At 59.7% G+C, this 21,818-nt stretch carries 17 protein-coding genes; 8 read left to right on the top strand and 9 right to left on the bottom strand.

The window, feature by feature from the left end; translation table 11 throughout:
• Positions 1-28 precede the first annotated feature (28 nt).
• From gshB to ruvX, 3 genes are all read left to right on the top strand, one after another.
• Positions 29-979 (top strand): glutathione synthase, encoded by a 951-nt coding sequence (gene gshB, locus G5182_RS12165; RefSeq protein WP_159158357.1) that lies wholly within the window; start codon positions 29-31, stop codon positions 977-979.
• Between the two features lie 201 nt (positions 980-1,180).
• Positions 1,181-1,735, top strand: a complete 555-nt coding sequence (locus tag G5182_RS12160) for a YqgE/AlgH family protein (protein ID WP_266134113.1) — start codon at positions 1,181-1,183, stop codon at positions 1,733-1,735.
• Between the two features lie 43 nt (positions 1,736-1,778).
• Positions 1,779-2,201 (top strand): Holliday junction resolvase RuvX, encoded by a 423-nt coding sequence (gene ruvX / locus G5182_RS12155; protein ID WP_005343821.1) that lies wholly within the window; start codon positions 1,779-1,781, stop codon positions 2,199-2,201.
• 57 nt (positions 2,202-2,258) lie between these two features.
• Here ruvX and dtpB read toward each other — a convergent pair whose 3' ends face one another.
• The 3 genes from dtpB to G5182_RS12140 form a co-directional block, all read right to left on the bottom strand.
• The gene (gene dtpB, locus G5182_RS12150; RefSeq protein WP_274160236.1) at positions 2,259-3,764 is read right to left on the bottom strand and encodes a dipeptide/tripeptide permease DtpB; all 1,506 of its coding nucleotides are present in this window, start codon (positions 3,762-3,764) and stop codon (positions 2,259-2,261) included.
• A 699-nt stretch (positions 3,765-4,463) separates the two neighbouring features.
• Complete coding sequence (yidZ, locus tag G5182_RS12145; protein ID WP_139735835.1) at positions 4,464-5,426, bottom strand: HTH-type transcriptional regulator YidZ; 963 nt, start codon at positions 5,424-5,426, stop codon at positions 4,464-4,466.
• Positions 5,427-5,444: 18 nt separating this feature from the next.
• Entirely contained in the window at positions 5,445-6,617 is a 1,173-nt protein-coding gene (locus G5182_RS12140; RefSeq protein WP_421231386.1) for an MFS transporter, read from the bottom strand.
• 355 nt (positions 6,618-6,972) lie between these two features.
• Here G5182_RS12140 and G5182_RS12135 point away from each other — a divergent pair, with 355 nt between their 5' ends.
• From G5182_RS12135 to G5182_RS12125, 3 genes are read left to right on the top strand one after another with little or no spacing between them, the layout of a single operon-like run.
• Entirely contained in the window at positions 6,973-7,902 is a 930-nt protein-coding gene (locus G5182_RS12135; protein ID WP_408082963.1) for an AAA family ATPase, read from the top strand.
• Complete coding sequence (locus tag G5182_RS12130) at positions 7,902-8,897, top strand: DUF58 domain-containing protein (protein ID WP_421231387.1); 996 nt, start codon at positions 7,902-7,904, stop codon at positions 8,895-8,897. The genes G5182_RS12135 and G5182_RS12130 overlap by 1 nt, the downstream gene beginning before the upstream one ends.
• The gene (locus G5182_RS12125; protein ID WP_421254412.1) at positions 8,884-10,899 is read left to right on the top strand and encodes a transglutaminaseTgpA domain-containing protein; all 2,016 of its coding nucleotides are present in this window, start codon (positions 8,884-8,886) and stop codon (positions 10,897-10,899) included. Before G5182_RS12130 ends, G5182_RS12125 begins: the two co-directional genes overlap by 14 nt.
• Positions 10,900-10,961: 62 nt before the next feature.
• Here the strand turns inward: G5182_RS12125 and G5182_RS12120 are convergent, their stop codons facing one another.
• Complete coding sequence (locus tag G5182_RS12120) at positions 10,962-12,392, bottom strand: alanine/glycine:cation symporter family protein (protein ID WP_042055130.1); 1,431 nt, start codon at positions 12,390-12,392, stop codon at positions 10,962-10,964.
• A 701-nt stretch (positions 12,393-13,093) separates the two neighbouring features.
• Between G5182_RS12120 and tal the strand changes: the two genes are divergently transcribed.
• Positions 13,094-14,044, top strand: coding sequence for a transaldolase (gene tal, locus G5182_RS12115; protein ID WP_139409993.1), 951 nt, complete (start codon positions 13,094-13,096; stop codon positions 14,042-14,044).
• A 160-nt stretch (positions 14,045-14,204) separates the two neighbouring features.
• Complete coding sequence (locus G5182_RS12110) at positions 14,205-14,387, top strand: DUF3545 family protein (protein ID WP_005338547.1); 183 nt, start codon at positions 14,205-14,207, stop codon at positions 14,385-14,387.
• A 314-nt stretch (positions 14,388-14,701) separates the two neighbouring features.
• Here G5182_RS12110 and accA read toward each other — a convergent pair whose 3' ends face one another.
• From accA to lpxA, 5 genes are all read right to left on the bottom strand, one after another.
• Positions 14,702-15,652 carry an acetyl-CoA carboxylase carboxyl transferase subunit alpha gene (accA, locus tag G5182_RS12105; RefSeq protein ID WP_204483984.1) on the bottom strand — a complete coding sequence of 317 codons (951 nt, stop codon included), beginning with the start codon at positions 15,650-15,652 and terminating at the stop codon, positions 14,702-14,704.
• Positions 15,653-15,667: 15 nt separating this feature from the next.
• The gene (gene dnaE, locus G5182_RS12100; protein WP_216951876.1) at positions 15,668-19,147 is read right to left on the bottom strand and encodes a DNA polymerase III subunit alpha; all 3,480 of its coding nucleotides are present in this window, start codon (positions 19,145-19,147) and stop codon (positions 15,668-15,670) included.
• 38 nt (positions 19,148-19,185) lie between these two features.
• A complete protein-coding gene (gene rnhB / locus G5182_RS12095; RefSeq protein WP_216951877.1) occupies positions 19,186-19,776 on the bottom strand; it encodes a ribonuclease HII in 591 nt (196 codons plus the stop codon).
• A 117-nt stretch (positions 19,777-19,893) separates the two neighbouring features.
• Positions 19,894-21,033, bottom strand: a complete 1,140-nt coding sequence (lpxB, locus tag G5182_RS12090) for a lipid-A-disaccharide synthase (protein WP_216951878.1) — start codon at positions 21,031-21,033, stop codon at positions 19,894-19,896.
• The gene (gene lpxA / locus G5182_RS12085) at positions 21,026-21,817 is read right to left on the bottom strand and encodes an acyl-ACP--UDP-N-acetylglucosamine O-acyltransferase (RefSeq protein WP_005338557.1); all 792 of its coding nucleotides are present in this window, start codon (positions 21,815-21,817) and stop codon (positions 21,026-21,028) included. The genes lpxB and lpxA overlap by 8 nt, the downstream gene beginning before the upstream one ends.
• Between the last annotated feature and the right edge of the window lies 1 nt (position 21,818).

The raw sequence follows: 21,818 nt of genomic DNA, 5'->3' as shown, positions 1-21,818 counted from the left end.
GCAATCGAGCCACAAGAAGGATATTCGGATGACCATTAAACTCGGCATCGTGATGGACCCCATCTCGGCCATCAACATCAAGAAAGATTCCAGCTTTGCCATGCTCGAAGAGGCGCAAAAGCGCGGCTATGAGCTCTTCTATCTGGAGATGAAGGATCTCTACATGGAAGCCGGTCGCGCCTTTGGCACCATGCGCCCGCTCACCGTCAAATATGACTATGCCGACTGGTATACGCTGGGCGAGGTGGTGGATCACCCCCTCTCCAACCTCGATGTGATCCTGATGCGAAAGGATCCGCCGTTCGACACCGAATTTATCTACGCCACCTACATGCTGGAGCGGGCCGAGGATGAGGGTTGCCTTATCGTCAACAAGCCGCAGAGCCTGCGCGACGCCAACGAGAAGCTCTACACCGCCTGGTTTGCCGAGCACACCCCGACCACGCTGGTGACCCGCCGCGCCGACAAGCTGCGTGCCTTCCACGCCAAGCACAAAGACGTCATCCTCAAACCGCTGGACGGCATGGGCGGCGCCTCCATCTTCCGCATGAAGGAGGATGACGCCAACGTCGGTGTGATTATCGAGACCCTGACCGCCCACGGTAGCCAGTACTGTATGGCGCAGACCTATCTGCCCGCCATCAAGGATGGCGACAAGCGGGTGTTGGTGGTGGACGGTGAGCCGGTTCCCTACTGCTTGGCGCGCATTCCGGCGCAAGGTGAGACCCGTGGCAATCTGGCGGCCGGTGGCCGTGGTGAAGCGCGTCCCCTGAGCGAAGCCGACTGGGCCATCGCCCGCGCGGTGGGCCCGACGTTGAAAGAGAAAGGCCTCATCTTCGTCGGTCTCGACATCATCGGCGATCGCCTGACCGAGATTAACGTCACCAGCCCGACCTGCATTCGCGAGATTGAAGCGGCCTTCGATGTACACATCACCGGCATGCTGATGGATGCCATCGAGCGTCGGCTGGGCAAATAATCGCCTGGCAGGCTAACCGGCCTGTTCAGGGGTAACCCGCCCCTGACAAGCCCGGAAACAGAGAGGGTGGCCCGGCGCCACCCTCTCTGTTTAAAGGCAATCCGGAAAGGGGCAGGATCTCGCCCTGCCCAAAAAGCGGTTTTTCCCATGGGGATCAACTGCCATAATTGACCTCAAATACCTTTGCACTATTTGGCCTCTATGCAAACACTGCAAAATCACTTCCTGCTTGCCATGCCAAGCCTGACGGATCCCTACTTCGAGCGCTCGCTGGTCTATCTGTGCGAGCACAACGAAGAGGGTGCCATGGGACTGGTAGTCAACATTCCGGTCGAGATGTCGCTGGAAACCATGCTGACCCAACTCAAGCTCAATCCGCCCAACAACCCGGAGCTCAAGCAGCCGGTACTGCAAGGGGGGCCGGTTCACGCCGATCGCGGCTTCGTGCTGCACAGCTTCCGCCCCGGTTTCAACTCCACCCTGCAGGTGGGGGATGAGATGATGGTAACCACCTCCAAGGATATTCTGGAAACTCTGGGTACGAGCGAGGCCCCTGCCCATTGGCTGGTGGCCCTTGGCTATGCCGGCTGGAGCGCCGGGCAGCTGGAGCAGGAGCTGGTGGATGGCGCCTGGCTGGTGATCCCCCCCAATCCGGCTCTGGTGTTCAAGACCCCCATTCACAAACGTTGGCAGCAAGCTGCCGCCAGCATAGGGGTGAACCCGGTTCACCTCTCCAGCGACGTCGGCCACAGCTGATCGGCTGGCCCGCTCCGCTCTCTATTTCGAGGATTTATCAGTTATGTCATCACGCAGCATCATGGGCTTTGACTATGGCACCAAGAGCATTGGCGTCGCCATCGGTCAGGAGCTGACTGGCACTGCCCAGCCTCTGCGCGCCCTCAAGGCCAACGACGGCATCCCCAACTGGGACGAGATTGAGAAGCTGCTCAAGGAGTGGCAACCGGACCTGCTGGTGGTCGGTCTGCCGCTGAACATGGATGGCACAGATCAGGAGATCACGGTACGGGCCCGCAAATTCGGCAACCGGCTGCATGGCCGCTTCGGCAAGCCGGTGGAGTTCAAGGATGAGCGACTCACCACCACAGATGCCCGCGCCCGCCTGTTTGAGCGAGGCGGCTATCGCGCGCTGGAAAAAGGCAGTGTGGACGGGGTCTCGGCGCAGTTGATCGTCGAAGCCTGGATGGAAGAGCAGTACAACTAAACCATCAACAAAAAGGCAAGGGTCGCCGCCCTTGCCTTGTCTCGCACTATCCTCTCATTACGCCTGTGACTGACCTGGCACCAGCCCTTCGGCCTCTGTCGGGTTCGCATTCATCATCCGGTTCAGCCAGGGCACCATCAGCCCCATCACTACCGCAATCAGCAGGGTCGCCATCCCGATCTTGCCAAATACGCCGGTGTAAATGGGCAAAGTTTGCATCGGATCCGTCATCCCTTGCGGCACGGCGGTAAAGGTCGCCACATAGCCACCCAGCAGGGACGCCATCGCCTGAGTCAGGAACCACATTCCGAGAATGAAGCCCATCAGGCGTTGTGGCACCAGCGCGGCGACCATCGCCAGTCCCAGCGCACTGATCATCAGCTCGCCCAGACTCTGGAACAGGTAGATAAGCACCATAAACCAGGGGGAGGTCAGCCCCTGCTCATCGGCAAACCACCAGCCGGATGCCGCCGCCGTCAGAAAGCCCAGCGAGCAGAAGAACATCCCGAGAGTGAACTTGAGCGGCATGGTGAGATCCCGCCCCTTGCTGCCCATCCGGGTATAGATCATCGCGAGTACCGGGCTACCCACCACCACCCAGAAGGGGTTGAGCGCCTGGAAGCTGACCGGGTTAACGCTCATGCCCAGCATTTCGTGGTGCATGTTGTTGATGGCAAAGAAGTTGAGAGACGTCGGCATCTGGGCATACAGCACATAGAAGAGCACCGCCTCCAGCATCAGCACGAAGGCCACATACATCTTGTTGCGGCCCACGGTATCGAGCCTGAATGCCTCGCGAAAAAAGAATATCACCACGGCGATGGTCACCGTCATCAGCACCATGTTGGCGATCACCACGTGGTGCATCAGCCAGGCGCAGAAGAAGACCATGGCTACCGAGCCCAATATAACCAGCAGCAGCTTGCTGTAATTCAGTGGCAGGTGATCCGGCTCGGAGCCAATATCCTTGACCATATTGCGGCAGGCAAAGAAGGTGAGCAGCGCAATAATCAGTCCCACCCCGCACAGGTTATAGGTCACGGTATAGCCGTAGTGATCGGCAATCACCGGAGCGAGCGAGAGGGAAATAAGGGAGCCGATATTGATCGACATATAGAACAGGGTAAAAGCCCCATCCAGCCGCGGATCTTTTGGCTGGTAGCATTTTGAAAGCAGGCTGGCCGGATTGGCCTTGAACAGGCAGTTACCAACTGCAATGGTGCCCAGCGCATAGAAAATCAGGTCGGGATTGTAGATAGAGAGGCCGGTCATAAAGTAGCCTATCACCAGCGCCACGGCCCCCAGCACCATGGTGCGCTTGGTGCCGAGCACATGGTCACCGACATAGCCACCGACCGAGATCAGGCCATATACCAGCGCCGAGAAGGCACCGAAGGTAATAAAGGATTGCTCTTGGGAAAATCCCAGTTGTTGCACAAAGAAGACCGCCAGGATCCCCTGCACGCCGTAATAACCGAAGCGCTCCCAGAGTTCGACGAAAAATATCATAAAGAAGGGTTTGGGCTGTTGTAACAACCCTGTGGGTGCTGTTGCTGGACGCATATCAACCTGCCTTTGCTGAGATTTATTTTTATTAATCTGGTGGTGGCTACCGCACTATTTTTTTGCCCGCCATTGCTATAACGGGGAGCACAGTCAGCCTGCCAATCTGGCTATTTTCGGGTGCACACGCCCCGTTCGATGAAAGGTGTTTTTCATCTAGCCGGTTTCAATTACGGGTTATCGGGGGATGGTGAGTGGCGTCTCCCAGTACAGTTACCGGCTCCAGGTGCTACCTTTGCTGCATCCCTTCACTCAAGCCGGTTTTGCTTATTCCCCTCTGCTCCGTCACTCATGGCTGGTGGCCAGATAGCTGGGGCATGACACGGCCACAGACGACCTGTGGGGCTGGCTCACGCCGCGCTCTACTGGCAGTCACCTACGCAGGCGCTATCTAACCCCGCCACTCCAAGGGGTGTCATGCTATATCACTGCAAATACAGGAACTTAATGGTCGATCACACTTTAAAAGTGACCATCAGTGAAGTTTTCTAATGAAACCACATGAATTTTTTTCGTGAAAAGAGCTTCACTCGAGACGTGCAACCAAGGCCAATCTGTGCATAAAGAGAGTTGAATGGCACACAGTTGAACCCGAACTCGGCACTTAAGTCGTGCAAAAGCCCACTCATCCGGACGCTGCGACAACAAAAAGCCGGAGCAGATGGCTCCGGCTGATCGATGGGCACCGTCACGGCCACATTAGCGTGGCGATTCATCGTTGTAGAGTCGCCGGATCTCGTTGCGCAGCCACATCACCTTGGCATCCTGATTGTGCCGCTTGTGCCACAGCAAGATGAAGGCGATCTCCAGCTGGGCGTAGAGCTTCTCGGGGAGCGGCAGCGGCATGGCGATCAGATTGCCGTGATGCCGACTGGCATAACCACCACAGTAAGAGGGCGCCACCGCTATCAGCTCGTGGCTCGACTGGGAGGCAATATGCAGCGCCTGCTCGAAGCTTGAGACCATGATGGGCACCTCCCGCTTCAGCCCCTCGTCCTCCAGCAGACTGTCGAGGGCCCAGGTATCGTTCGCTTCCCACACCATGCTGATCTGGGGGCAGGCCAGAAAGTTCTCCAGCGACCACTTCTGCTGGAGCAAGGGGTGATCCTTGCGCAGAAAAACCACCGGGCGATCGGTGAACAGCACCTCGTGATCGATGTAGTAGGGCAAGCGGTTGACCTTGGCCCGGGAACGGCCATGGGTCTCGCGGGCACAAAAGCCGAGATCCGCATCGCCATTGACGATATCGTTGAGGGAGTGGTGATCCCACCCCAGCATCCTGACCACCGAGTTGGGGTACTTCTGGTAGATGGTCATGGGCAGATCGCTCAGGAAGCTGATGTAGAAGGGGGACTCCATCACCAGCGTGAAGCGGGCACCGTCGGGGATCGCCTCGCTATTGAGCGAGGTGATGCTGTCGGTGAGCTGGAACCAGACCTTCAGCTCCTCCTCCAGGGTCAGGGAGAGGTTGGTGGGCTGCAATCCCTGCCGCACCCGCACAAACAGGGGATCGTCAAACCACTCCCGCAATTTGGCGAGGGACTTGCTCACCGCCGACGGGGTGACACAGAGCTTTTTGGCCGCCCCTGCCACACTGCGCTCCTGCATCAGGTACTTGAAGACCACCAACAGGTTCAAATCGAGTTCACCCAGATTGCGCATATCCCCTCTCATCTTCCATCAGCCCTGCGACTGCGCTTCACGAAGCGCGAGCCATGGTAACAGCCCTTTGACAGCCAGGTAACTGAGCAGTGCCAGCAGCAAGGCGCAGATCAGCATCTCGGTCGGGGCAAAGCCAAGTTGACCCAGCAGCCAGATGTAGAGGCCGGAGAGGCTGATCTGCATGATGCAGAGCACCGCGCTGGCAAAGGCCACATTGTGCTGACAACCATCGAGCGCCTCCCCCATCGCCACCCCGAAGCCACAGGAGAACCCGACACAGACCAGCGCAAACCCCGACAGCAACAGATGGATATCGCCCCCCGCCTGCCAGCTGCCGATCAGTGAGCAGGCCGCCAGCAGATAGGAGAGATGAGCCACCGCCAGCACCTTCTTTTTGCCCAGCCAGCGCAACAGCAGGGGCGTCAGGAAGGAGGTAGACATGCTCACCCCGGCCATCACCATCATCACGATAGAATACTGCTCGGTGGTGAAACCAAACTCCTTCATCAGGATCAGCGGCGAGACGCTGACATAGACCAGAATGGAGGTCACGCTGGCACTGCTCAGCAGGGAGAGCAGCATAAAGCGCGGCGAGCGCAGCAGGGCAAAGGGCAGCGCAGCGCCACTCCCCGGTTGCCGGGCCGGACGGGTCTCCTTGAGCAGCAACAAATTCACCAGACCGCTGACGGCAGCCACCAGCGCCATCGCCACGAAGATCCCGCGCCAGTCAAAATGGGACAGGATGAGGTAACCGAGCACCGGCGCCAGCACCGGGATCACGCAGATCACCCCGTTAATCATCGAGAGCGCCATCGCCAACCGCTCCTCACTCAGCACATCCCGCAGCACGGTAAAGGTCATGATATAGAGCGCCCCCGCCCCGACTCCCTGCCAGAAACGGCCGAAATAGAACTGGCCAATCCCCTCCGCATTGCCTGCCACCAGCGAGGCGAGGACAAAAATCAGCGCGCCCCCGAGCACCACCCAGCGCCGCCCGAAGTGATCGGCAATCATCCCCCCCAGTAGCACGGTCGCTGCCATGCCAAACAGATAGATAGAGAAGGCGGTGTGGATCTGCGCCTCGCTCGCCTGCAGGGTATCGGCAATCTGGGGCACAGCGACCAGATAGAGATCGATCCCGACCGGATAGAGAATGATCATCAGAAAAGTGCACAACAGGAATACAGGCATGAACGCTCCATAACAGATTGGCGTGCCGATGCCTGCCAGATCACAGTGACAGGCGAACAATGGCGGGGCCAAGGTGGTGACAAAGCTAGCAACGCAGCGCGTCGCAATGGGGCAACTATATGGGTGACCACCACCCTCACCTAGTGAAGAGATGGCGATCGGTACATTCCAATCAGGAAATATTGTATTGAGTTACGTGCCATAGCGGCCATATTGAATCAAGCAGACTCAGCAATAAACCGGGTCACCTCCCGCTCATTACCATCCCTGCGCTGCACTTTACCGCCCGTCTGTTATCTGCCTTCGCCCTTGCGGGCGTATAAGCTGTAGGTGCGACGCAATACAGGGAATGTGTATGAAGGGAATGAAGAGAGAAGAGCAGATTGCCGGGCTGCTGGCGGCACTGGAGCAAGTCATTCTGGGCAAGCCGCTACAGCTGAAAATCGCGCTGGTGACCCTGCTGGCGCGCGGTCATTTGCTGATCGAAGATCTGCCCGGCATGGGCAAAACCACCCTGGCCCACGCCCTGGCGCAGGTGCTGGGGCTGGCATGCAGGCGGATGCAGTTCACCGCCGATCTGCTCCCCGCCGACCTGCTGGGGCTTCAGATTTTTGACCCCCAGCAACAAACATTTCGCTTTCACCCCGGCCCCATCTTCACCCAGGTGTTGCTGGCGGACGAGATCAACCGCGCCAGCCCCAAAGTACAGAGCGCCCTGCTGGAGGCGATGGCCGAAGGCAAGGTGAGCATCGAGGGCCACACGCACCCACTCCCCGATCCGTTTTTCGTCATCGCCACCCAGAATCCGGCGGATCAGGCGGGCACCTATCCACTGCCGGAATCCCAACTCGACCGCTTCGCCGTGCGACTCTCTTTGGGTTTTCCGCCGCGAGAGGCGGAACGCCAGCTACTGCGCGGCCACCAGCCGACGGGCCCTTTGCCCGCCATGCTGGATGCTGCCGGACTCGCCACCTTGCAAAGCGAAGGGGATGCCATCCATGTTTCCGATGCCACCCTCGACTACCTGCTGGCGCTAGTGCACCAGAGCCGCTTTGATGGGGATCTGCCACAGCCCCTCTCCCCTCGGGCAGCCCAGACCTTGCTGGCGGTGAGCCGGGCCTGGGCGATGGTAGCCGGGCGGCGCTTTGTCACGGTAGAGGATGTGCAGGCGGTCTTCCCCTATGTGGCCGAGCATCGGCTGCGGGGCAGCTTTGGCGTACAGCACGGCGAAGCCTGTCCCCTGAGCCAGCGGCTGCTGGCCCGGGTCGATCCGGACAATCCCTGATGAGCGCCTTGCTCACCCGCTGGCGGCAAAAGAGAGAAAAGTGGCAGCGGCGCTGGCTCGATCGCCGTATACCCCCGGCGCGCCAGATCACGCTGGGTACCCGCAGCCTCTTTATTCTCCCTACCCGCATGGGGCTGCTCTATCTGCTGGTGCTGCTCGTCATCTATCTGCTCGGCACCAACTACCAGAACAATCTGGTACTGCTGCTGGCCTACTGCCTCGGCAGCCTGTTTATGGCCGCCATGTGGCTTACCCACCGCAACCTGCTGGGGCTGGAACTGCTGGGTGGCCAGCTGGTACTGGGGGAAGCGGGTAGCCAGCTGCCGATCCGTATCTTGGTGCAGAGCCCTCGCCCGGTGCAGGCGCTCCGGTTTAGCCTCAACGAAGGCACCCTCTGGCTGGCACAGGCCGACGCTGTGCCCAGCACAGTTATCCTGCCAGTATCGGGCTCGCGCCGTGGGCCACTGCCCCTTGGCCGATTGCGGGTCGAGAGCCGCTACCCCCTCGGTCTGTTTCGCTGCTGGTCCCTGCTGGACTTGCAGTTGGAGGGCTGGCTCGCCCCCAAACCGGCGTTCGGGGCGCTAAGAGGGGAACATGCGACCGAAAGCGAGGGGCATCAGGGCCAGCCCGCTCCGGCCACTCTCGGTGACTTTGACTCTCTGCGGACACATCAGGCCGGTGAACCACTGAGCCGGGTCGCTTGGAAGCAACTTGCCCAAGGGCGCGGCCTGCTGACCAAGCAGTTCCATGAACCGCAGCAGGATGAGACTCACCTCACCTTGCAGCGGGTCGCGGGCGGGGATCTGGAGCAGCGGCTGGCGGTGCTGGCCTGGTGGTGCGCCGATTACGGCAAGCGGGGCATCCCCTTTACCCTGACACTGGCAAACCAGACGCTGGGGCCCGATAGCGGTGCCGCCTTTGTGCAGCGCTGCCTGCTGGCACTGGCCCAATTCGATGCAACACCACCGAAGATCACGCCAGATGCTGCTCGATAACCGCCGCCTGCTGCCACTCATCGCCCTGCAACAGCTGCTGCTGGTCGCGGCGCTCTGGCCCCAGTTGCAACTCTGGGTAGTGGCAGTGGGCGCCATCACTCTCGGCGTCCGGGCCATGATGCTGTGGCGCGGCTTGCCGCCCCTGCCTGCCCGCTGGTTGGCGCTGCTGGCCATCACAACCGTGGTGTTGCTGGGGTTGCAGTGGCGCACATTGGGCACCCTGCCCGCCCTGATCAATCTGCTCTGGCTCGGCTATAGCCTCAAGATGATCGAGGTACGGCGCGAGCGGGATATCGAGCAGGTGCTGCTGCTCGCCTTCTTCCTCATCGCGCTGGCGCTGGTACAACGCCAAAGCATCGGCTGGACAGCCGGGATGGCAGTGGCACTCTGGCTGGCAGTGACCGCGCTGGTGACCGCCGTCGTCCCCGAGCAGAAACGGCCTTGGCGCAGTGCGGGGAGCGCCCTGCTGCTGGCGCTGCCCTTGCTTATCACCCTGTTTATACTACTGCCAAGGCTGCCGCCCCTCTGGCAGATGCCCACCACCAGCCGTGCCCTGTCCGGCCTCTCGGAAGAGCTGGCCCCCGGCGATATCAGCGAACTGGTCAACTCCTCCGAACTCGCGTTTCGGGTCACCTTTGCCGATGGCCCGCCCCCTGTCCGCGAGCGCTATTTTCCGGTGATGCGCCAAGAAGTTTTCGATGGTCAGCGCTGGTTGCTGAGCCCCGAGGTCAAAGCATGGCAGCAGACAGTGCCGGTGCAAACCGGGCTCACCCTTCTGGCATCATCTTCACGTGCAAGCAATCAGCTGGCAGATAGTCCATTACCCGCCGGGAGCTACGAGGTGATCGCCGAGCCCCAGCGCCACCGCTGGGCCTTTGCCCTGAGTGAACCGCGCCTGCTGGCGGGTCCGGTGCTGCTTACCCCTCTCGACACCCTCTATCGGCAGGGGAGCGGCGAGGTGGCGATCCGCTATCGCATTGGCCGCGGCGAAGCGCAACCAGAGGACGACAGCCAAGCCGCTCAGCGCAACCTGCAACTGCCTGGCGGGGGCAACCCAAGAGCGCGCGCCCATGGCCAAGAGCTTGCGGCACGCTATCCGGATCGCAGCGCGCTGGTCGCCGCCCTGCTCGCGCAGTTTCGCAGCCAATCCTATTACTACACCCTGACACCGCCACGGCTTGGCAGTGACGGGGTGGATGAGTTCCTGTTCGATACCAGGCGCGGCTTTTGCGGCCACTACGCCATGGCGACTGCCTTCGTGCTGCGCGCCGCCGGTATTCCGGCACGGCTGGTCACCGGTTATCTCGGCGGCGAGTGGAATCCCAGAGGCAACTATCTGACGGTACACCAGTTCGATGCTCACGCCTGGGTGGAGTATCTCGATGAAGGGGGCTTATGGCGGCGAGTTGACCCCACGGCGGCAGTGGCACCGGAGCGCATTGAAGGCGGCGTGAGGGAGGCCCTGAGCGACGAGTTTACCGCCGCCGACCCCCTCGCTCTGCAGCGTTATCGCAACTGGGCCCTGCTCAATCAGCTGCGCTGGTGGGGCAACAATATCGACTACCAGTGGAGTCGCTGGGTGATTGGTTACGATGCGGGCCAGCTCTGGCAGCAAATCGGTCTGCGCTGGCCTGCACTGGCGGGATACACTCCCTGGTTGATCCTCGCCAGCCTGATGCTGGTCGCCCTGCTGGTGAGCTTGCCCCTGCTGTTGCCCGCCCGTCTGCCGCCAGAGCGGCGCATCTGGCAACCCCTGCTCAAACGGGGCAAACGCAGCGGCTATTCCCCAGAGCCTGCCGAGAGCATGGGAGCATGGTGCGAGCGGCTGGCGCGGCTGCGCCCCGACCTTGCCCATCCCCTGCTAAAGAGTGCGTGGCTCTATCGCCGCTGGCGTTATGCCCCCCTCAACGACCGGCAACAAGGGCGCTGCTGGCGCCAGTTGCAACGGCGTGTCAGACAGCTCGCCCAGCGCTGGGATCAGCCGCAGAAGAGCGGCTCATAAAAGAAGGGGGAGCCACCGGCTCCCCCTTCAGGTTTTAATCAAGAGGTTTGACTCACCGCTTGTTATTTTTTGGTCGGATTGTCCCAGATCCCCTCTTCCAGCTGGGAGCGGATCTCGGGGTACTTGTTGGCATCAAAGGTAGGCACCTTGCCCAGCCTGAGCTGGTCGTTGTAATCCTTGGCCAGCTTGATGGCGACGCCGGAGAGCAGCAGGATAGCCACCAGGTTGACGATGGCCATCAACCCCATGGAGACATCAGCCATTGCCCAGACGGTCGGCAACTCGCCCACAGAGCCGAACATCACCATGCCCAGCACAAACATCCGGAACAGCATCAGGCCGCCCTTGTGGTTGTGCTCGAGGAACACCAGATTCGTTTCGGCATAGGAGTAGTTCGCCACGATAGAGGTGAAGGCGAAGAAGAAGATGGCCGCCGCGATAAAGATGTTGCCACCGCTGCCAATCTGGGAGGAGAGCGCCCGCTGGGTCAGCTCGACACCGGTCACGCCGGAGCCCGGCTCAAACTGACCTGACATCAGGATGATGGCGGCGGTACAGCTGCAGATGACGATGGTGTCCATAAAGACCCCCAGCATCTGCACATAACCCTGGGAGGCCGGGTGCGGCGGATAGGGAGTGGCAGTCGCCGCAGCGTTGGGCGCAGAGCCCATCCCCGCTTCGTTGGAGAAGAGACCGCGCTTGATACCGTTGATCATCGCTTGGGAGATGGCATAACCCAGCGCACCTGAGCCTGCCTGCTCAATCCCGAAGGCGGACTTGATGATCAGCATGAAGACATGGGGCAACTCGGTGATGTTCATCGCCACGATCACCAGCGCCAGCAGGATGTAGGCCAGTGCCATAAAGGGCACCACCAGCTCGGCAAAACGGGCGATGCCACGAATGCCGCCGAAGATAATCAGGCCGGAGAGCGCCACCAGCGCCAGACCGCTGACCCAGTCAGGAATGCCAAACGCCACCTTCATCGCCAGACTGATGGAGTTGGCCTGCACCGCGTTGAACACCAGACCAAATGCCAGGATCAGGCAGAGCGAAAACACCACCCCCATCCAGCGCATGCCAAGGCCTTTCTCCATGTAGTAGGCCGGGCCACCACGGTAGTTGCCATCCTCATCCTTGACCTTGTAGAGCTGGGCCAGGGTGCTTTCGACGAAGGCGGTCGCCATGCCGATAAAGGCAATCAGCCACATCCAGAAGATGGCGCCGGGGCCACCCAGATAGATGGCGACAGCCACACCGGCCAGGTTGCCGGTGCCGACACGGGCGGCAAGGCTGGTACAGAGGGCCTGGAAGGAGGAGATGCCCGCGTTGTCCGATTTACGGCTGTTTTTCAGCACGGAAAACATGTGGCCAAAGTGACGGATCTGGATAAAACCCAGGCGGAAGGTGAAAAAGATACCGACCCCGATGAGCAGGTAGATGAGCACGGCTCCCCACATCAGGTCGTTTAGCATCGCAATCAAGGTGTCCATAATTCTCTCGTTGTTATTCACATCCATGGTCAGTCTGCGCTGACCGTTTTCTGTCTGTCGTTTAATTAGCGTTTCGCTAAAGGGGCGGAATCTAGCACAGCGGGAGAGCCCGGAATAGTGATCCCGGTCACGCGAGACACAAAAAACGAACGGTAAAAGCCCATAAAGCTCCATTTAAATCGCAAACTTTCAACAAACTCAATAATTCAATCAGACAGGCCACCATTAAGCCCCATAAGAGAACCATTTTGATATATCCCTGATGAGCTATCCGAAAACGCAAACGCTTGCATGAAATGGCTTTCAAACGGAGATATTTCGCCAAACGTTTTCGCTGTAATTAAATTTCAAGTACGTAGCGAGATAATTTATGTGATCGACGACACAAATATGGATATTGGCTAAAAAAGTTCAACTGAAAGCAAACCGGAGCGAGGTCGGGAGGAAATGTAAAAAACCTTACTAATCATATAGTTTCAAGCCATAAAACGGGATAACTCAACAGCCTGAATGTTTAACAACCAAGCGCCCCTATTGCAGGATGCAGCACATCAGTATTAATTAGGCAGGCAATGACGATGGGCCGCCCCCATCGCGCTTTTCTGAGCCTGAGGCACCAAGATCCTGTAATTTTATTTCAGAACCACCGTCTCAAGCCCGCAACCCAGGGATTACTCCCTCATTAAGAGATGATATTCGCTATGGCCGATAAATTAACCCAGCTGAAAGCCCTGACCACTGTTGTTGCCGACACCGGTGATATCGAAGCCATCAAACGCTATCAGCCCATCGATGCCACCACCAACCCCTCTCTGGTTCTGAAGGCCTCCGAGATCCCCGAGTACGCTCCGCTGATCGAAGACGCCATCAACTGGGCCAAAGCCCAGAGCCAGGACAAGGCACAGCAAATCATCGACGCGGGCGACAAGCTGGCCGTCAATATCGGTCTGGAAGTGCTGAAGATCGTTCCGGGCCGTATCTCCACCGAAGTGGATGCTCGTCTCTCCTTCGATACCGAGGCCAGCATCGCCAAGGCGCGCAAGCTGATCCGTCTCTACAACGAAGCGGGTATCAGCAACGACCGCATTCTGATCAAGCTGGCCTCCACCTGGGAAGGGATCCGTGCCGCCGAGGTACTGGAGAAAGAGGGCATCCAGTGCAACCTGACCCTGCTGTTCTCCTTCGCCCAGGCCCGTGCCTGTGCCGAAGCCGGTGCCTTCCTGATCTCCCCGTTCGTGGGTCGTATCCTCGACTGGTACAAGGCCAAGCACAACCGTGATTACACCGCCAGCGAAGATCCGGGCGTGGTCTCCGTCACCTCCATCTACAACTACTACAAGCAGCACGACTACCCAACCGTCGTGATGGGGGCCAGCTTCCGCAACACCGGCGAGATCCTGGAACTGGCCGGTTGCGACCGCCTGACCATTGGCCCGGCCCTGCTGGAAGAGCTGAGCAAGACCGAAGGCGCCGTGGTACGCAAACTGGACTACACCGGTGAGCGCAAGGCCAAACCGACTCCGATGACCGAAGCCGAATTCCGCTGGGAACTGAACCAGGACGCCATGGCTCACGAGAAGCTGGGCGAAGGCATCCGCATGTTCGCCATCGACCAGGGCAAGCTGGAAACCATGCTGGCAAGCCGCCTGTAATCGGTTCTTTTTTCTGATAAAAACCGGGCCCCTAACAAGGGGCCCGGTTTTTTTTCATGGGCTTTTTTAGCGCTGTCATAGAGTCGTCACGAAAACGTTTTAATTTCAGATTCGTTATGTTATACGGGTGGTGAAAACGATAAAAACCAAGGAGGGAGCCATGGAAATGTTCAACTTCGATTATGACGAGGTGGTTGAACTCGGTTCGCGTAGCCGCGGGACAACGGGAAAAAAACGTAAATGGCGTGAAATCGAGGCGTTGAAAGACAAACATCGCCTGCAGAAGGAGCTGCAATCCATCGATATCGCCTATGAAGGTCTTACAGACGAGATTGAACTGTAATACCGCCAGACACCTGTAAAAGCGCTCCGCACAGTCGGGGCGCTTTTTTATGCCGCAATCGGATGATCACGTGGCTTGTCATGCCATCGCTAGCGATGCCACAGGATGCAGCGGGCAGGCGACAGACAACGCGTTGCCACAGTCCCTGACAGCCCTCACCAACAGCGTGGCATACCAACCCCTGCCCCTCACCCGCGAAGACTGAGCAGTGCCGTTTCAGGGCGCATTGGGGCAATCACCGCAAGACAAGTCATCAGCAATAAAAAGCCCCCGTCGCTGACGGGGGCCTGAATACTCGGGGCAGACGGCTGCTCTTAGCAGTAGCCGTAGCCCAGCAGACGCTGGTAGCGCTGCTCCAGCAGTTGCTCGGTATCGAGCGGACGCAGGGCGTCCAGATCCTGCTTGATGCGAGCCTTGAGGTTTTTGGCCATCTTCTCCACATCGCGGTGGGCACCGCCGAGCGGCTCCTCGACAATATTGTCGATGAGTTTCAGCTCTTTCAGACGCTGGGCAGTGATCCCCATCGCTTCGGCAGCCACAGAAGCCTTATCGGCACTCTTCCACAGGATGGAGGCACACCCTTCCGGCGAGATGACGGAGTAGGTGGAGTACTGCAGCATGTTGACGCGGTCACCCACGCCGATTGCCAGCGCACCACCTGAACCACCCTCACCGATCACGGTGCAGACCACCGGCACGGTCAGACCGGCCATCACTTTCAGGTTGCGGGCAATCGCTTCGGACTGGCCACGCTCTTCGGCACCGACGCCGGGGTAAGCACCCGGGGTGTCGATAAAGGTGATGATCGGCATCTTGAAGCGCTCGGCCATCTCCATCAGACGCAAGGCCTTGCGGTACCCTTCCGGACGCGGCATACCAAAGTTGCGCTTGATTTTCTCTTTGGTCTCGCGACCCTTCTGGTGACCAATCACCATCACAGGCTCACCGTCGAGACGGGCGATGCCGCCGACGATAGCCTTGTCATCGGCATAGGCGCGATCGCCAGCCAACTCGTCAAAATCGGTGAAGATATGCTCGATATAGTCAAAGGTGTAGGGGCGCTGGGGATGACGCGCCATCTGGGATACCTGCCAGGCACCCAGATCACCGAAGATCTTCTTGGTCAGCTCTTCGTTTTTCTTCTCCAGCCGGCGGATCTCGTCTTTCAGATCCACGGCGTGATTGCCTTCACTCACATGTTTGAGTTCATCAATCTGCGCCTGCAACTCGGCAATCGGCTGTTCAAAATCCAGAAAAAGACTCATAGGGCCTTAGAACCTCTAATCAAAAACCAATTCAACCCGCTCTCGTCCAAGCAGGACTCGCAAGTCATCTATCAGTTGATCGGTGGGCGTCACCCGCCACTCGGTACCGAGCGTCAATCGCACCCGGGAGCCGGGGCGACGATAGTTTACCTGAACCGGACAAACTCCGGCACGGGCGGGCTCCAAAATCTCGCACAAACGCGGGAAAAAGCGATCATCAATCCGCTGTTCATCGAGGGAGATGCGAATTGCTCTGGCAAAACGCTCCCTCGCATCGTTGATATCCAGTATTTCACGGGCCGACATTTTAAGGCCACCGGAGAAGTCATCAAAGCTGACCTGTCCAGAAACCACCAAAATACGGTCTTTTTGCATCAACTCTTCGTACTTTTCCAGCGCTTCGCTGAAAAGTGTCACATCGAGACGGCCGGAGCGGTCGTCCAGAGTGAAGATCCCCATCTTGTTGCCGCGCTTGGTCACCATGCTGCGGGCCGCAATCACCAGCCCCGCCGCCGTGGTCACGGTATCGCGGGAGGTGGGATGCAGATCGCACAGGCGACCCGAGGTATAACGACGCAATTCGCTGCTGTACTGGTTGATGGGGTGGCCAGTGAGATAGAGCCCAAGGGTCTCGCGCTCCCCTTCCAGCCACACCTTGTCAGGCCAGTGCGGCACGTTGGCAAACGCCTTCTTGACGTCGTCAATCTCTTCGGTGAGCACGCCGAACATGTCGACCTGCCCCACCGCCTGCGCCTTGGCGTGCTGCTCGGCGGCCCGCATCGCCTCCTCCAGCGTCGCCATCAGGGCGGCGCGGTGGGGGCCGAGCCGATCCATGGCGCCGGAGAGGATCAGCTTCTCCATCACCCGCTTGTTGAGCTTCTTGATGTCGACCCGGTTGCAGAAGTCGAACAGATCGCGGAACGGGCCGTCCTGATCCCGGGCGCTGAGGATAGCATCGATAGGGCCTTCACCCACCCCTTTCACCGCCCCAATCCCGTAGACAATATGACCATCTTCGTTGACCGAGAAGCGATAGCGGCCAGTGTTCACATCCGGCGGGATCACGGTGAGCCCCATCCGCTGGCACTCGTCCACCAGAGTCACGATCTTGTCGGTGTTGTCCATATCGGCGGTCATCACCGCCGCCATGAACTCGGCCGGGAAGTGGGTCTTGAGCCAGAGGGTCTGGTAGGAGACCAGCGCATAGGCGGCGGAGTGGGATTTGTTGAAGCCGTAGCCCGCAAACTTCTCCACCAGATCGAAGATCTTCATCGCCAGTTCGCCGTCGACGCCATTCTTGACGGCGCCCTCCTCGAAACCGGCCCGCTGCTTGGCCATCTCCTCGGGCTTTTTCTTACCCATCGCCCGGCGCAGCATATCCGCGCCACCCAGCGTATAACCCGCCAGGGTCTGGGCGATCTGCATCACCTGCTCCTGATAGAGGATGATGCCGTAGGTGGGCTCCAGAATCGGTTTCAGGCTCTCGTGCTGCCACTTCTCGTCCGGATAGGAGATCGCTTCATTACCGTGCTTGCGGTCGATGAAGTTATCCACCATGCCTGACTGGAGCGGGCCCGGTCGGAACAGGGCCACCAGTGCGATCATGTCTTCGAAGCAGTCGGGGCGCAGCCGCTTGATGAGATCCTTCATGCCGCGGGATTCCAGCTGGAATACCGCTGTGGTCTCATAGCGTTGCAGTAGGTCGAACGACTTCTTGTCATCGATAGGGATGGCGGCGATATCCACCGGCGGCTTGCCCTCTTTGGCAAGACGCGGGTTTATCATGCCGAGCGCCCAGTCGATGATGGTGAGGGTGCGCAGACCCAGGAAGTCGAACTTCACCAGACCTGCGTATTCCACATCGTTCTTGTCGAACTGGGTGACCGGGTGATGGCCTTCGTCATCGCAATAGAGCGGCGCAAAGTCGGTGATCTTGGTGGGCGCGATCACCACGCCACCTGCGTGTTTACCGGCGTTGCGCACCACCCCTTCCAAGCGGCGGGCCATGTCGATGAGGTCTTTGACCTCCTCATCCTGCTCGTAGAGCTCGGGCAGCTTGGGCTCAGCCTCGAATGCCTTGGCGAGCGTCATGCCCGGATCCGGCGGGATCAGCTTGGAGATGCGATCTACAAAGCCGTAAGCGTGGCCCAGCACCCGGCCTACGTCCCGCACCACCGCCTTGGCAGCCATGCTGCCGAAGGTGATGATCTGCGACACCGCCTCCCGACCATACATGTCGGAAACGTGCTCGATCACCTCGTCGCGCCTGTCCATGCAGAAGTCGACGTCGAAGTCGGGCATGGATACCCGCTCGGGGTTCAGGAAACGTTCGAACAGCAGGTCAAATTCCAGCGGGTCGAGGTCGGTGATCTTGAGGGCGTAGGCCACCAGAGAGCCAGCCCCCGAGCCCCGGCCCGGGCCAACGGGGATGCCGTTGTCCTTGGACCACTGGATAAACTCCATCACGATGAGGAAGTAACCCGGGAAGCCCATCTGGTTGATCACTTTGAGCTCGATGTCGAGACGCTCGTCATACTCGGGACGGCGCTCGGCCCGCACCGCCGGATCCGGGAACAGGAATTCCAGCCGCTCCTCCAACCCCTCTTTCGACTTCATGACCAGGAAGTCTTCGGTGGTCATGTCACCGGTCGGGAAGTTGGGCAGGAAGTATTCGCCGAGGCGCACCGTCACGTTGCAGCGCTTGGCGATCTCCACCGTGTTCTCCAGCGCCTCGGGGATGTCGGCAAACAGCTCCGCCATCTCCTCCTGGCTGCGCAGGTACTGCTGCGGGCTGTAGCGGCGCGGCCGGCGCTTGTCCATCAGGGTGTAGCCGTCGTGGATGGCGACCCGGATCTCGTGGGCATCGAAGTCATCGGCGGTGAGGAACACCACCTCGTTGGTGGCCACCACCGGCAGCGCAAACTCGGTGGCAATCGCCACCGCCATGTGCAGGTAGACCTCTTCGTCGGGTCGACCGGTACGCAGCAGTTCGAGGTAGTAGGCATCGGGGAAGTGGGTCTGATAGAAGGCGACACACTGCTCGGTCATCTGCCGGTTGCCCTTGAGCAGGAACTTGCCCACATCCCCCTCGCGGCCGCCGGAGAGGACGATCACCCCCTTGGCATGCTCGGCGAGCCAGCTCTTGTCGATGACCGGCCGCCCCTGCACGTGGCCGCGCTGGTAACCACGGGAAATAAGCAGGGTGATGTTCTGGTAGCCGTCGTTATCCATGGCGAGCAGGGTGAGACGGAACTGCTCGTCGCCGAGCTCATCGCTCTGCACCCAGAAGTCGGCCCCGACGATGGGCTTGATCCCCTTGCCGTGGGCCGCGCCATAGAAGCGCACCAGACCGCACATGTTCATCTGATCGGTCAGCGCCAGCGCCGGCATGTTGTTGGCCGCAGCCGCCCCGACGATGGGGTTGATCTTCTGCAGGCCATCGACCATGGAGAAGTCGGAGTGGACTCGCAGGTGGATAAAACGGGGGTCAGCCATCGTCATCTCCTCTCGCTGCTCAAACTAAATGGCATGGTCTACTCGATCCCCAGTGCGCGGCGCACCGGTTTGAAGCTCTTGCGATATTCGGGCAACGGGCCACGCTCGGCCAGAATGGCGAGGTGATCCGCAGTCGGATAACCCTTGTGACGGGCAAAACCATATTCGGGATGACGGCTGTCCAGCTCGGTCATCTCCGCATCGCGGGTCACCTTGGCGAGGATCGAGGCGGCGCTGATGGCGGCCACCAGGCTATCGCCCTTGACCACGGCACGCGCTTCCATCGGCAATGCAGGGCAGCGGTTGCCATCGATAAAGACCAGCTCGGGGGTGACCTTCAGTCCCGCCACGGCTCGCTGCATCGCCAGCATGGTGGCATGCAGGATGTTGAGCTCGTCGATCTCCTCCGGAGTTGCACGACCGATGGCCCAGGCGAGCGCTTTCTCTTTGATCTCGTCAAACAGGGCGAGGCGCTTCTTCTCGGAGAGCTTCTTGGAGTCGTTGAGCCCTGCGATCGGATTGGCGGGATCGAGAATGACCGCAGCGGTGACCACGTCACCCACCAGGGGGCCACGACCCACTTCGTCCACACCGGCAACCAGCTTGTCGTCAGGAATATCGATCATCATCTTGTAGCCTTGAATCAAAACAGGCCCCGTGGGGCCTGACAGGGGTCGACTGGCGCAGCATTACCGCTCGAAAAGGATGAACGGGTAGCGCGGCGCAATCGACGGTCCGAAATAGCGTTATCTGCCGAGCAGATCCGCCACCGCATCGGCGGCCTGCGAGTCGGCATTGCAGCGGATCAGCTGGTGCAGCTCGGTGAAGGTATTGACCAGCGCACTGTTGTCGTGCTCGAAGTACTTGCTCACCTCTTCCACCAGATTCTCCGGGGTGCACTCGTGCTGGATGAGTTCCGGCACCAGCATGCGACCGGCGAGCAGGTTGGGCAGAGAGACAAATTCGGTCTTCACCAGTCGCTGGGCCAGCCAGTAGCTGAAGGGCTTGAGCTTGTAGCCCACCACCATCGGCTTTTTCACCAGCATGGCTTCGAGCGCTGCGGTGCCAGAGGCCAGCATCACCACGTCGGCGGCGATCATCGCCTCGCGGCCCTGCCCTTCCAGCAGCACCATGTCGAGACCCGGCGCTACCTCGGCCTTGATGGCCATAAACTGCTCACGCCGTTTCTGGTTGACCAGCGGCACGATGAAGCCGAGATCCGGATAGCGCACCGTCAGGTGTTTGCATGCCTCGAGAAACAGGGGAGACATAAAGCCCACTTCTGCGGTGCGGCTGCCCGGCAGCACTGCCAGCCAGCGGCGATTGGCATTGATACCGAGATTGCGACGTACGGCTGCCTGATCCGGCACCAACGGAATATCATCCGCCATGGTGTGACCGACAAAACGGCAAGGGGCGTCGAAGCGGTCGTAGAAGGCTTTCTCGAAGGGCAGGAAGGCGAGCACCATGTCGGTGGCGGCCTTGATCTTGTGAATGCGGTTCTGGCGCCAGGCCCACACAGAGGGGCTGACATAGTGAACCGTCTTGATACCGGCGCGGCGCAGTTTCAGCTCCACTCCGATATTGAAATCTGGTGCATCCACGCCGATGAAGATATCGGGCGGATTGGCAATAAAGTGGCGCAGCAGTTCGCGACGAACCTTGAGGATGCGCGGCAGACGCCCCAGCACCTCGGTGATCCCCATGACGGAGAGCTCTTCCATCTCGAACAGGGCCTTGACGCCCAGAGCCTGCATGCGCGGCCCGGCGATCCCTTCGAACTGCGCGTCCGGGTAACGGACTTGCAGCTCGCGCACCAGACCGGCAGCCAGAATGTCGCCGGAGACCTCTCCGGCGACGATACCGATACGAACCGGATCAGGCACGGATGATCCCGCGCTCGTTGTCTTTGAGGAAGTCCACATAGAGCTGGACGGCCGGCTCGGCTTGCGCCATCTCGATCAGCACCGGCAGCACCTCTTCGATGGTCTTGCCGGAGCGGAAGATCTCTTTGTAGGCACGCTTGACGGCAGAGATGGCCTCGGCGCTGAAACCGCGGCGACGCAGACCTTCGGAGTTCACCCCGAACGGCTTGGCGTAGTTGCCGGCAGCCATCACGTAAGGCGGTACGTCCTTGTTCAGGGCGGCGCAGCCACCGACGAAGGCGTGGGAACCGACGCGGCCGAACTGGTGAATGGCGGAGAGACCACCAAAGATCACGAAGTCACCGATCACCACGTGGCCAGCCAGGGTCGCGTTGTTGGCGAAGATGCAGTTGTCACCAATGATGCAGTCGTGGGCAACGTGGACGTTGACCATGAACAGGTTGCCGCTGCCCACCTTGGTCAGGGATTGATCCTGAATGGTACCGCGGTGGAAGGTGCAGTTCTCGCGAATGACGTTGTTGTCGCCAATCTCGAGGAAAGTGCGCTCACCGGCGTACTTCTTGTCCTGGCAATCCTCACCGATGGAGGTGTGCTGGAAGATCTTGTTGCCGCGACCAATCTTGGTCGGGCCCTTGATCACCACATGGGAACCTACCCAGGTGTTGTCACCGATTTCCACCTCGGCGCCGATGACAGAAAAGGGGCCGATTTCAACCCCTTTACCGATCACGGCAGACTCATGGACGATGGCTGTATCGTGAATGATGGCAGTCTGGTCGATCACG

The sequence above is a fragment of the Aeromonas sp. 600948 genome (genome assembly GCF_049174875.1).
GTDB lineage: Bacteria > Pseudomonadota > Gammaproteobacteria > Enterobacterales > Aeromonadaceae > Aeromonas > Aeromonas veronii_A.
This window is presented reverse-complemented; position numbering and strand designations above follow the sequence as displayed.

Excerpts from the sequence above, each read along its gene's own strand:
- G5182_RS12135 (WP_408082963.1), top strand. The coding sequence starts at position 6,973 with ATGAAGGGAATGAAGAGAGAAGAGCAGATTGCCGGGCTGCTGGCGGCA.
- G5182_RS12140 (WP_421231386.1), bottom strand. The coding sequence starts at position 6,617 with ATGCCTGTATTCCTGTTGTGCACTTTTCTGATGATCATTCTCTATCCG.
- accA (WP_204483984.1), bottom strand. The coding sequence starts at position 15,652 with ATGAGTCTTTTTCTGGATTTTGAACAGCCGATTGCCGAGTTGCAGGCG.
- G5182_RS12120 (WP_042055130.1), bottom strand. The coding sequence starts at position 12,392 with ATGGACACCTTGATTGCGATGCTAAACGACCTGATGTGGGGAGCCGTG.
- G5182_RS12160 (WP_266134113.1), top strand. The coding sequence starts at position 1,181 with ATGCAAACACTGCAAAATCACTTCCTGCTTGCCATGCCAAGCCTGACG.
- yidZ (WP_139735835.1), bottom strand. The coding sequence starts at position 5,426 with ATGCGCAATCTGGGTGAACTCGATTTGAACCTGTTGGTGGTCTTCAAG.
- G5182_RS12130 (WP_421231387.1), top strand. The coding sequence starts at position 7,902 with ATGAGCGCCTTGCTCACCCGCTGGCGGCAAAAGAGAGAAAAGTGGCAG.
- G5182_RS12125 (WP_421254412.1), top strand. The coding sequence starts at position 8,884 with ATGCTGCTCGATAACCGCCGCCTGCTGCCACTCATCGCCCTGCAACAG.
- dnaE (WP_216951876.1), bottom strand. The coding sequence starts at position 19,147 with ATGGCTGACCCCCGTTTTATCCACCTGCGAGTCCACTCCGACTTCTCC.
- ruvX (WP_005343821.1), top strand. The coding sequence starts at position 1,779 with ATGTCATCACGCAGCATCATGGGCTTTGACTATGGCACCAAGAGCATT.
- G5182_RS12110 (WP_005338547.1), top strand. The coding sequence starts at position 14,205 with ATGGAAATGTTCAACTTCGATTATGACGAGGTGGTTGAACTCGGTTCG.
- tal (WP_139409993.1), top strand. The coding sequence starts at position 13,094 with ATGGCCGATAAATTAACCCAGCTGAAAGCCCTGACCACTGTTGTTGCC.
- gshB (WP_159158357.1), top strand. The coding sequence starts at position 29 with ATGACCATTAAACTCGGCATCGTGATGGACCCCATCTCGGCCATCAAC.
- rnhB (WP_216951877.1), bottom strand. The coding sequence starts at position 19,776 with ATGATGATCGATATTCCTGACGACAAGCTGGTTGCCGGTGTGGACGAA.
- dtpB (WP_274160236.1), bottom strand. The coding sequence starts at position 3,764 with ATGCGTCCAGCAACAGCACCCACAGGGTTGTTACAACAGCCCAAACCC.